General features: G+C 78.0%; 13 protein-coding genes. 9 read left to right on the top strand and 4 right to left on the bottom strand.

Going from position 1 to position 9821, the window contains the following annotated elements:
• Nucleotides 1-65: 65 nt before the first annotated feature.
• The 4 genes from WCD58_RS33310 to WCD58_RS33295 form a co-directional block, all read right to left on the bottom strand.
• The gene (locus WCD58_RS33310; protein ID WP_337707449.1) at nt 66-914 is read right to left on the bottom strand and encodes an alpha/beta fold hydrolase; all 849 of its coding nucleotides are present in this window, start codon (nt 912-914) and stop codon (nt 66-68) included.
• A 62-nt stretch (nt 915-976) separates the two neighbouring features.
• Nucleotides 977-1456, bottom strand: a complete 480-nt coding sequence (locus tag WCD58_RS33305; protein ID WP_337707448.1) for a phage holin family protein — start codon at nt 1454-1456, stop codon at nt 977-979.
• A gap of 180 nt (nt 1457-1636) precedes the next feature.
• The gene (arfB, locus tag WCD58_RS33300) at nt 1637-2047 is read right to left on the bottom strand and encodes an alternative ribosome rescue aminoacyl-tRNA hydrolase ArfB (protein ID WP_337707447.1); all 411 of its coding nucleotides are present in this window, start codon (nt 2045-2047) and stop codon (nt 1637-1639) included.
• Between the two features lie 62 nt (nt 2048-2109).
• Nucleotides 2110-2769 carry an acetate uptake transporter gene (locus tag WCD58_RS33295; RefSeq protein WP_337707446.1) on the bottom strand — a complete coding sequence of 220 codons (660 nt, stop codon included), beginning with the start codon at nt 2767-2769 and terminating at the stop codon, nt 2110-2112.
• A gap of 191 nt (nt 2770-2960) precedes the next feature.
• Between WCD58_RS33295 and WCD58_RS33290 the strand changes: the two genes are divergently transcribed.
• From WCD58_RS33290 to WCD58_RS33250, 9 genes are all read left to right on the top strand, one after another.
• The gene (locus WCD58_RS33290; RefSeq protein ID WP_337707445.1) at nt 2961-3698 is read left to right on the top strand and encodes an oxidoreductase; all 738 of its coding nucleotides are present in this window, start codon (nt 2961-2963) and stop codon (nt 3696-3698) included.
• Between the two features lie 200 nt (nt 3699-3898).
• Nucleotides 3899-4999: a septum site-determining protein Ssd gene (ssd, locus tag WCD58_RS33285; RefSeq protein ID WP_337707444.1), complete on the top strand. Its 1101-nt coding sequence runs from the start codon at nt 3899-3901 to the stop codon at nt 4997-4999.
• Nucleotides 4996-6276, top strand: a complete 1281-nt coding sequence (locus WCD58_RS33280; protein ID WP_337707443.1) for a TadA family conjugal transfer-associated ATPase — start codon at nt 4996-4998, stop codon at nt 6274-6276. The genes ssd and WCD58_RS33280 overlap by 4 nt, the downstream gene beginning before the upstream one ends.
• A complete protein-coding gene (locus WCD58_RS33275; protein ID WP_337707442.1) occupies nt 6273-7088 on the top strand; it encodes a type II secretion system F family protein in 816 nt (271 codons plus the stop codon). The genes WCD58_RS33280 and WCD58_RS33275 overlap by 4 nt, the downstream gene beginning before the upstream one ends.
• Nucleotides 7085-7804, top strand: a complete 720-nt coding sequence (locus WCD58_RS33270; protein WP_337707441.1) for a type II secretion system F family protein — start codon at nt 7085-7087, stop codon at nt 7802-7804. The genes WCD58_RS33275 and WCD58_RS33270 overlap by 4 nt, the downstream gene beginning before the upstream one ends.
• Before the next feature lie 42 nt (nt 7805-7846).
• Entirely contained in the window at nt 7847-8056 is a 210-nt protein-coding gene (locus WCD58_RS33265) for a DUF4244 domain-containing protein (protein ID WP_337707440.1), read from the top strand.
• Nucleotides 8057-8073: 17 nt separating this feature from the next.
• On the top strand, nt 8074-8529 hold the full coding sequence (locus WCD58_RS33260) for a TadE family type IV pilus minor pilin (protein ID WP_337707439.1): 456 nt from the start codon (nt 8074-8076) through the stop codon (nt 8527-8529).
• The gene (locus tag WCD58_RS33255) at nt 8526-8984 is read left to right on the top strand and encodes an Rv3654c family TadE-like protein (RefSeq protein WP_337707438.1); all 459 of its coding nucleotides are present in this window, start codon (nt 8526-8528) and stop codon (nt 8982-8984) included. The genes WCD58_RS33260 and WCD58_RS33255 overlap by 4 nt, the downstream gene beginning before the upstream one ends.
• A gap of 245 nt (nt 8985-9229) precedes the next feature.
• On the top strand, nt 9230-9817 hold the full coding sequence (locus WCD58_RS33250) for a bifunctional DNA primase/polymerase (protein ID WP_337707437.1): 588 nt from the start codon (nt 9230-9232) through the stop codon (nt 9815-9817).
• Nucleotides 9818-9821 lie beyond the last annotated feature (4 nt).

The following is a 9821-nucleotide window of genomic DNA, read 5'->3' as shown; positions in this document are numbered from 1 at the left end:
CCAGCCCCACAACCCGCGGCGGGTTGACATAGGAGCAACACATCCTCGCCGCGGCGACACGCCGGTCAGGGGTCGAGGAAGTCCAGGAGCGCGTCGGTGACGTGCTGCGGCGCCTCCTGGTGCGGGAAGTGCCCGACGCCGTCGAGGGTCCGGTGCACGTGCCCCGCGTCGCACCAGCGGGCCGAGGCGCGGGCGACGCGGTCGGGCACCCACGGGTCCGCGCCGCCGTGGATCTGCAGCACCGGCACCGTCACGCGCCGGCCCATCGCCCGGGCGTAGCGCGCCCCGTCCGGCCGGAACTGCGAGCGCACGCTCCAGCGGAAGCCCTCGATCGCGGTGTGCGGCACGCGGGGCAGGAGCATCGCGGCGCGGTGGTGGTCGGCGACCTCGGCGAACTCCGGCGCGGCGGCCCAGTCCGGTCCGGAGCCGGCGCGGAGCAGCGAGGCCACCCACGCGCCGTCGTCGCGGCGCAGGCGCCGTTCGGGCAGCCGCGGCGGCTGCAGCGACAGCGCGATCCGCAGCGCCGGCCCCCACGGCCGCCGACGGACGGCCGATCGCAGCGTCCGCGGGTGCGGCGCGGCGAGGACGCCGAGCCGCGACACGACGCCCGGTCGCAGCGTGGCGAGCGTCCACGCGACGGCGCCGCCCCAGCCGTGGCCGATGACCGTGGCCTCGCGCGCCCCGAGCGAGCGCACGAGACCGGCGGCGTCACCGGCGAGCGTCCAGAGGTCGTAGCCGCGGGGAGGCCGATCGGAGTCGCCGTAGCCGCGCAGGTCGGCGGCGGCGACCCGGTAGCCCGCGGTCGCCAGGGCGGGCAGCTGGTGGCGCCAGGCCCACCAGGAGCCCGGGAACCCGTGCAGCAGCAGCACGAGCGGCCCGGACTCGGGACCGGCCTCGGCGACGTGCAGCTGCACGCCGTTGGCCGAGACGGTCCGGTGGCTCCAGGGTCCGGGGAGTTCGGACCCGGCGACGGTGCTCAGGCGGCGTCGGAGCGGCCGCGACTGAAGACCGCCACCGACTCCTTCGCGGACTCGATGGTCCGCTCCGGCGCCTTGATCTTGCGGACCTTCAGGTAGCCGAGCAGGCCCATCAGCCCGGCGAACAGGATCATGAGGCCGAAGGTGACCGCGTAGCCGGCCCACTGCTGGCTCGGCCAGATGAGGTTGAAGGCCTCGGACACCGCGATGAAGAAGAAGAACAGGCTGAACAGCGCCACCACGCCGGCGACGACGAAGAAGACGCTGCCCTGCACACCCTTCTTGACCTCGGCCGTGATCTCGGTCTTCGCGAGCTCGACCTCGGCGCGGACCAGGGTCGAGACGTGGGTCGAGACCTCCTTGACCAGCGAGCCGACGGAGGCGTCGCCGTCCTGCCGCACGGGCTCGGCGTTGAGGGGGATCGACGGGACGATCGGCGGTGTCGACGAGCCGCTGGCCGGCTGCTCGGGGCGGGTCACGGGCGCTCCTGGCGGGTGTTCGGTCGCTCGGGTCGGATCGTCGAGCGGGTGCTGAGGTCGGTCATCGTGCCACGTCACCGGCGGTACTCCGCGCCACACGGCGTGCCGTCCGCTGATCACGGTCGGCCCCGGTCTTCCCCTGGACGCCGGTCGGTACTCCGCCGATTCCCTCGAACGGGGCTACTCACCGGTCGGGCGACGGCGCAGGGCCTTCACCGCGCCCTGCCGGCGCTTGCTCTCGAGCCGCCGTCGACGCGCCGCCCGCGACGGGGCGGTCGGGCGGCGGTCCGGCGGGTCGGGGGCCAGCGCCTCGCGCAGCAGGGCGGCGAGACGGTCACGCGCGGCGCGGCGGTTGCGGCGCTGGGAGCGGTCGTCGGCGGCCACGACCGTCAGGACGCCGTCGTGGAGACGCCCCGTGAGGCGGGTCAGCAGCCGCTCGCGGTCGGCGTCGCGCAGCGGAGCGTGGCGCAGGTCGACCGAGAGCTCGACCCGCGAGTCGGTGGTGTTGACGCCCTGCCCACCCGGGCCGCCGGCGCGGGAGAAGCGCCACTGGAGCGCGCCCGCCGGCAGCACGACGTCGCGCGTGACCACGAGGTCACCCGCGACGTCGTCGTGAGGAACGCCTACCGGCGGCACACCGCCAGGGTGCCCCGTCAGCTGCGCGGACCCACCGGCAGCACGGTGCGGCCCCACGTGGCGTTGGTGACCACCGCGGCGGAGGCGTACCAGGCGACGAGCGCGGTCACGATCCCCATGAACCCACCGACGGTGGCGATCGCGTCCACGCCGAGGAGGTCACCGACCGACAGCAGCGCGAACGTCAGGAACAGCGTGGCGAACACGGCGACCAGCGCACTGGTGGTGCGCAGCGCCGCGATCAGCATGTAGAGCGTGAACAGCGTCCAGCCGACGAGGAAGATCCCCGTGGCGGTGGTGATGCCGGACTCGGGGACGCCCGAGGCCTCCATCTCCGGCTCGATGAACTGGACGTAGGCGGCGAACGCGATCCAGAACGTGCCGTAGGACCCGAAAGCCGTCGCGCCGAACGTGTTGGCCTTGCGGAACTCCCACATGCCCGCGAGCAGCTGGGCGAGCCCGCCGTAGAAGAGCGCGAGCGGCAGCACGACGGGCTCGAGGGCCTCGGGGGCCAGCCCCGCGTTGAAGAGGCTGAGCACGAAGGTGGTCAGCGCGAAGGCCGCGAGCCCGAGCGGGCCGGGGTCCGCGATGCTCGTCGTGGGGTCGGCGGGTGCGGGAGCGCGTTCCGGCGTCGTCCTCGTGGTGCGCTCCTCACGCATCTCCGTCGTGCTCGACATGGGTGCTCCACTCCGTTGGCTGTGTTGCCGGTCACGTGGAGGAGGGGCTGCCCACTTTCGTGAACTGGCTATTCGGATCGGACGTACCGGACCGGTTCAGCTCCGTTCGGCCCTTGTGATCAGGGCCGTCCGGTCGTGTCGGATGGGCTGTGACGTGGCCCTCGGAGGTCGTCCTGCGACGATGGCGCGCCGTGGCCGACCCGCTGGAGCCCCTGACCCGCCTGCCGGGCGTCGCCGACGACGCCCACGCCGTCCGCGAGGCGCTGACCCGGGTGAACAACCACCGCACCAACCGCCGCGGCTGGCCCGCCACCGCGGCCGAGGCGTCGGTCCGGGCCGCGCGCGCTTCCGCGAGCCTCGACGGCGGGTCGGCCGAGCTGCCCGCCGACGGCCCGGTCGACGACCCGGTGCTGGCGGGCTCGCTGCGCGTCGCCGAGGCGCTCGGCGGGCTCCTGTCGGCCTGGCGCTCGGCGCCCCGGCAGGCGCTCGCCCGGCTGCACGTCCTCGCCGCCGCCGACCTGCCGGGGGTCACCGACGACGACCTGGGCCGGCCGCGCCTCGACCCCGGAGTGGGGGAGCGGCTCGACGCCCTCGCGGTGCTGGTGACCGGCGGGACGTCGGTGCCCGCGCCCGTGCTCGTGGCCGTCGTGCACGGCGAGCTGCTCGCCCTCGCGCCGTTCCCGACCGCGACCGGTGTCGTCGCCCGCGCCGCGGCCCGCCTGACCGCCGTCGCGACGGGTCTCGACCCGAAGGGCCTCGCCGTCCCCGAGGTCGGCCACTACCGCGCGGCCGACGAGTACCGCGCGTCCGCCGCCGCGTTCGCCACCGGCGAGGCCGACGGCCTCGCGCGCTGGTTCGCCCACTGCGCCACGGCCTGGCAGGTCGGCGCCCGGGAGGGTCTCGGGATCGCGGACGCGGCCAGCTCGTAGACGGCCGCGCAGGACGGCCGCCCGGGCGCCACCGCTACGGCGTCCGGGCCTGATCCACGGCCCATCGCGCGGCGTGGTTGTCCCCACCCCTCCCGTCCGTCCACAGCTCGGATCCCGACGCTGACGCCGCCGGTTCCCGACGCGGCAGCGTGCTCTCCGTCAGGCGATTCGTCGGACGGTGAGCGGGGAGGACGCGGGTGATGGCGGCGAGGGACGGCACGGACCGGCGCGTGGTCGTGATGACCGACGACGAGGAGCTGCTCGACGACGTCGTGCGGCTGGCGGCCGCCGCGGAGGTCGAGCTCGAACGGGTGCCCGATCCGGCGGGTCTGCGGCGCCGATGGCACTCCGCGGCGAGGGTCCTGGTCGACGAGGGTGCCGCGCGCGCCGTCGGCCCGCTGCGGCTCGGGCGCCGGGACGGCGTGGTGCTGCTGTGCCGGGGCGATCCGCCCGGCTCGCTGTGGGAGCACGCGGTCGGCGTGGGTGCCGAGCACGTCGTGTCGCTGCCCGAGGGCGAGGACTGGCTCGTCTCCGAGCTCGCCGACGCCGGCCCGGGGGACGACGCCGGGCCCGGGCGGGTGGTCGCGGTCGTCGGCGGGCGCGGTGGCGCCGGCGCGTCGGTCCTCGCGGTCGCCGTCGGGGCCTACGCGAGCACGCGGGGCTCGCGGGTGCTGCTCGTCGACTGCGATCCCCTCGGCGGCGGCCTCGACCTCCTCGCCGGCGCCGAGCAGCTCGAGGGCCTGCGCTGGAGCGGGCTCGCGCTCGGCGGCGGAGGCGGCGGCCGGGTCGCCGCGGCGTCACTGCACGAGGCGTTGCCCTCGCCGGACGGGATGATCACGGTGCTGGCGTGCGACCGCGCGGGCGAGGGGCCCGAGCCGGGGGCGGCGGTCGCCGTCGTGGAGGCCGGGCGGCGGGCGGGCGAGGTCGTGGTGTGCGATCTCCCCCGCCACCCGACCGACACCGCGCTCGCCGTGGCGGACGTCGCCGATCTGGTGGTCCTGGTCGTGCCCGCCGAGGTGCGCGCCGTCGCCGCGGCCGCCCGCGTCGCGGAGCCGCTGGCCGAGCGCGGGGCGCCCGTGCGGCTCGTGGTGCGCGGCCCCGGACCCGGCGGGCTGGACGCCGACGACGTGGCGAACGTGCTGGGCCTCGAGGTGCTCGCGTCGGTGGGCAGGGAGTCCGGCCTCGACCGCGCGCTCGACCAGGGCCGGGTGCCGGGGCTGCGGGGTGGTCCCGTCCAGGACGCCGCCAGGGCCGTGGTCGACGCCCTCGAGGCCGTCGCCGACCGGGGACGGGCGGCGTGAGCACCGCGCCGGAGACCGGGCTCGTCGAGCGGGTCCGGACGCGGCTGGTGACCTCCGGCGGGCAGGCCGGCGCCGGCGACCTCGCGGCCGCCGTGCGCGCCGAGGCCCGCGGGGTGGTCGGCGACGCGGATGTCCTGACCGCGGTGCGCGGCCTGCAGCGCGAGCTCGTCGGCGCCGGGCCGCTGGAGGACCTGCTGCGCGAGCCCGGCACGTCCGACGTGCTCGTCATCGCCCCGGACGCGGTCTGGGTCGACCGCGGCGCCGGCCTCGAGCGGACCGCGGTGACGTTCCCGGACGAGGACGCCGTGCGCCGCCTGGCCCAGCGCCTCGCGAGCGCGGCGGGCCGGCGGCTCGACGACGCCAGCCCCTACGTGGATGCGCGCCTGCCCGGCTCGGGGGTGCGGCTGCACGCCGTGCTCGCCCCGGTCGCCGCGGACGGCACCTGCGTGTCGCTGCGGGTGCTCCGGCCCGCCCGCCACGACCTCGCCGCGCTCGCCGCCACGGGCACCGTGGACGCCGACGGAATGGCCCTGCTGCGCGCGGTGGTGGCCGCGCGGCTGGCCTTCCTCGTCGTGGGCGGGACGGGGTCGGGCAAGACGACGCTGCTGTCGGCACTGCTCGGCGAGGTGGCGCCGGGCGAGCGCATCGTGTGTGTCGAGGACGCCGAGGAGCTGCGCCCGGTCCACCCGCACGTGGTGCGGATGGTGTCCCGCCCGGCCAACGTCGAGGGCGCGGGCCAGGTGCTCCTGCGCGACCTCGTGCGCCAGGCGCTGCGGATGCGCCCCGACCGGCTCGTCGTCGGCGAGGTGCGCGGCGCCGAGGTCGTCGAGCTCCTGGCGGCGCTGAACACCGGCCACGACGGCGGGGCGGGCACGGTGCACGCCAACGCGCCGCGCGAGGTCCCCGCGCGGCTGGAGGCCCTCGCGGCGCTCGGCGGGCTGGGGTCGGCCGCGCTGCACAGCCAGCTCGCCGCCGCCGTCCAGGTGGTCCTCCAGGTGCGGCGCGGGCGCGACGGGGCGCGGACGCTCGACGCGGTGGGCGTGCTGCGCCGCCGCGACGGTGTCGGCGAGGTCGTCGTGACGCCCGCCTGGACACGCGGCGACGGCTGGGCGGTCGGGCGCGCCGACCTCGCGGCGATGCTGCGCGAGCGCGGGGTGGTGCCGCCGTGGGAGGACGCGCCCGACCCGCCGGACCCGCCCGCGCTCGTGCCCGGCCGCCCACCCCGGGCGGTGTCCGTGGCCGCCGGTGTCGCGGTGCTGCACCGGGAGCCGGCGTGAGCACGGCGCTGGCGCTCGCCGCCGCGGCGCTCGTGTGCTGGCCGACCCCGAGCGCGCCGCTGCGCCTGACGCCGGCCCGTGGTGCCGGGCGTCGCGGTCCCGGGCTGGGGGAGCTGGCGACCCTCGCGCGCCGCCGGGCCGTCCTGCTGCCCGCGGCCGCGGTGCTCGGGCTCGTCGTCGCCGGCCCCGGCGGCGCGGTGGCCGCCGCCGTCCTCGCCGCGACGCTGCACCGGCACCGCACGGCGGCGCGCGCCGAGCGCGAACGCACGGCCGCCACCGCCGGCCTGGCCGAGGCCCTGTCCTCGTTCGCCGCGGAGGTCCGCGCCGGCGCCCCGCCCGCCGCCGCGGCCGCCTCGGCGGGCGCCGACGCGCACCCGGTCGCGGCGCGCGTGATGACGCTGCTCGGGGCCACCGCCCAGCTCGGGGGCGACGTCCCCGCCGCCCTGCGCGCGGCCCGGTCGCGGGAACCGGCGGTGGCCGCGCACCTCGACCGCCTCGCCGGGGCGTGGGCGCTCGCCGACCGGCACGGCATCGCGCTCGCCGGGCCCGCCGGCGCCGTGGCGCACGACCTGCGCGCCCGCGCCCGCATGGCCGGAGGCCTCAAGGCCCGCCTCGCGGGGCCGCGCGCCACCGCCGCGGTGCTGGGCGGGCTCCCGGTGCTCGGGCTGCTGCTCGGCGAGGGCATCGGCGCGCGCCCGTGGGCGGTGCTCACGGGCGGGCTCGTCGGCCAGGGGCTGCTGGTCGTCGGTGTCGGGCTCGTGTGCGCCGGGCTCGCGTGGACCGAGCGCATCGTGGCGGGGGTGACCCGGTGAGCGTGTCCGTCGCCGTGGCCCTCGCGCTGCTCGCCCTGGCCGCCGCGCTGGTGGTGGCGCCGGGCCCGGTCACCGCGCGCCGCCGGACGGCCCCGCCCGCCCCGCCTCGCCGCCCCGCCCGCGAGGGCCTCGTGCCCGGTATCGCCCTGGCCGCCGCGGGCTGCGCGCTGGTGTCGAGCGGGGCCGGGGTGGCCGGGGTGCTCGCGATCGCGGCCGGCGCCGCCGTCGTCGCCCTGCTGCCCCGCTGGCAGGCGCACCGGGCGCGCCCGGTTCCCGACCCGCTCGGTCTGGCGGGCGCGTGGGACCAGCTCGCGGCCTGCCTGCGTGCCGGGCTCTCGCTCGACCGCGCCGCGCGCGCCGTCGTGCCGGTGCTGCCCGCGGCCGCCGGCGAGGCCCTGGGCCGCGTCGCCGACCTGGTCGCGCTGGGCGCCGATCCGACGGCGGCGTGGACGCCCGCGCTCGAGACCCCGGACACGGCGCGCCTCGCCCGGGCCGCCCGGCGGTCGTCGCGTAGCGGCGCCGCGGTCGCCGACGTCGTCGAGGCCGTCGCCGCCGACCTGCGCGCCGAGGCCGCCGACGCCGTCGAGTCCCGCGCCGAGCGGGCGGGCGTGCTCGTCACCGGGCCGCTCGGCCTGTGCTTCCTGCCGGCGTTCCTGGCCCTGGGCATCGTCCCGGTGGTCGTGGGGCTCGCCGGGCCGCTGCTGGAGCAGCGATGAGGCCGCCCGCCCCGCCGGGGCGGGGGAGGAGAGGGGAACACCATGACCGCACCGAACGCGCCGGCCCGCAGCCTGCGCGACCGTCTCGCGCACCTGCGCGACGACGACACCGGGATGAGCACGGCGGAGTACGCGATCGGCACCGTGGCCGCCGCGGCCTTCGGCGCGATCCTCTACCAGGTGGTCACCGGCGAGAACATCATCGGCGGCCTCACCCAGATCGTGCAGCGGGCGCTGACCACCGCCTTCTGAGCGGCGACGCCGGCTCGGTGACCGTCGAGGCCGCGTTCGCGGTCGGCGCGCTCGTCGTGGTGCTGGGCGTGGTGCTCGCGGCGATGGGCGCGGTGGTGCTCCAGCTGCGCTGCGTCGACGCGGCCACCGAGGCCACCCGCTTCGCGGCGCGCGGCGACCCCGACGGCGCCCGGCGCGCCGCGGAGCAGCTGCTGCCCGGCGGCGCGGAGGTCACCGTCGACGTCCGCGGCGACGACGTCGTGGCCCGGGTCCGCGCGACGCCGCTGGGCTCCGCGCTGCCGGGCGTGCGCGTCGGCGCCGAGGCGCTGGCGGCCCGCGAACCCTCGCCGGTGGCGCCGGCAGAGGGCCCCGATCCGCTCCCCGGCGGGCTGCCGGAGGCCGACGTCGGGATCGACCCGGCGCCGGCCTCCGGACAGGCCTCCGGACAGGCCACCGGACAGGTCCCTGACAGCCCGGCCGGGAGCCCACGGTGAGCGGTACGGCGGGCGGTCGACGAGCGGTCGGCGACGCCGGGTCGGCCACTGTGCTCGCGGCCGCCGCGGTGGGCGTCCTGATCGCGCTCCTGGGCCTGGGCCTGCAGATCGGCGCCGCGACGCTCGCCCGCCACCGTGCCGAGTCCGCGGCCGACCTCGCGGCGCTCGCCGGAGCCCGCGAGGCCGTGCGCGGGGCCGACGTGGCCTGCGCGCGAAGCACCGAGGTCGCCGAGCGCAACGGCGCGCGGCTCGTGGACTGCGCCGTCGAGGGCTGGAGCGTGACAGTGATCACGGCGACGTCATGCCGCTGCCTCCCGAGCGTGTCCGGTGAGGCGACCGGGCGAGCCCGGGCGGGTCCGGTGGCGGTGGGCGGGCCCCCGTCCGGCCCGACGAGCGTCACCGGCGGCGACGGCCAGGTGAACGCCCCGGGACGAGCGGAGGGCGGTCCCGGGTGAGCGGCGACCCGCGTGAGCAATCGGGATCGGGCCCGTTGTTCGTCGCGCGCTCGCCCGCTGAACGGGGCCGACCGTGACGCTCAGCGTGTGATCAAGGCCCTTGGGCGATGACGGGTGGCGAAGCGACGTGCGCGTGCCGTTACTGGATACAGCACACCGGGGGCAGGAACCGGTTCAGGAGGAAGCCGATGCAGTGGTGGGACAGCTATCGCGCCGTCTACGGCACGGAGCTTCGTGCTGAGGCCATGGTTCTCGCGGACCACGGCTGGGCGGTCGTCCCGGGCACCTTCCCGCAGGGTGAGGTCTGGAGCGGCTGCTCCGACGCCTCGCAGGACGGTCCGTGCCCCGTGCTCGACGACTGGGCGCGCCGGGCGTCCACCGACTGCGACCAGATCGCCGACTGGTGGTCCGGCCTGCCGTACTCGATCATCCTGCCCACCGGCCTGACCTTCGACGTGCTCGAGGTCCCGGCCACCGTGGGTCGCCGCGCCGCCGCCGTGCTGCGCGCCGTCGGGGTCCCGGTGCCGATCGCGGCGACGCCGACCGGCGAGTGGCTGTTCCCGGTCGGCGCGGGCGAGCCCCTGCGCCCCGACCTCGCCGAGCGCGCCGGCATCGTCCTGCACGGCCGCGGCAGCTGGTTCGCCGCGCCGCCCTCCACCCACCCGCAGGGGTCGGTGCACTGGCGGGTCCGCCCGTCCGCGTGCAGCTGGAACCTGCCCGACCCGTTCCGCGTCCAGGACGCGCTCGCCGAGGCCGTCGCCCAGCGTCCGGCCGTCGCGGGCGGCGGGTCGACGTACCGCCTCGCCACCGTCGCCACCGGGGTCCGCTCCTAGCGGT

It is taken from the genome of Actinomycetospora flava (assembly GCF_037400335.1).
Lineage (GTDB): Bacteria > Actinomycetota > Actinomycetes > Mycobacteriales > Pseudonocardiaceae > Actinomycetospora > Actinomycetospora flava.
This window is presented reverse-complemented; position numbering and strand designations above follow the sequence as displayed.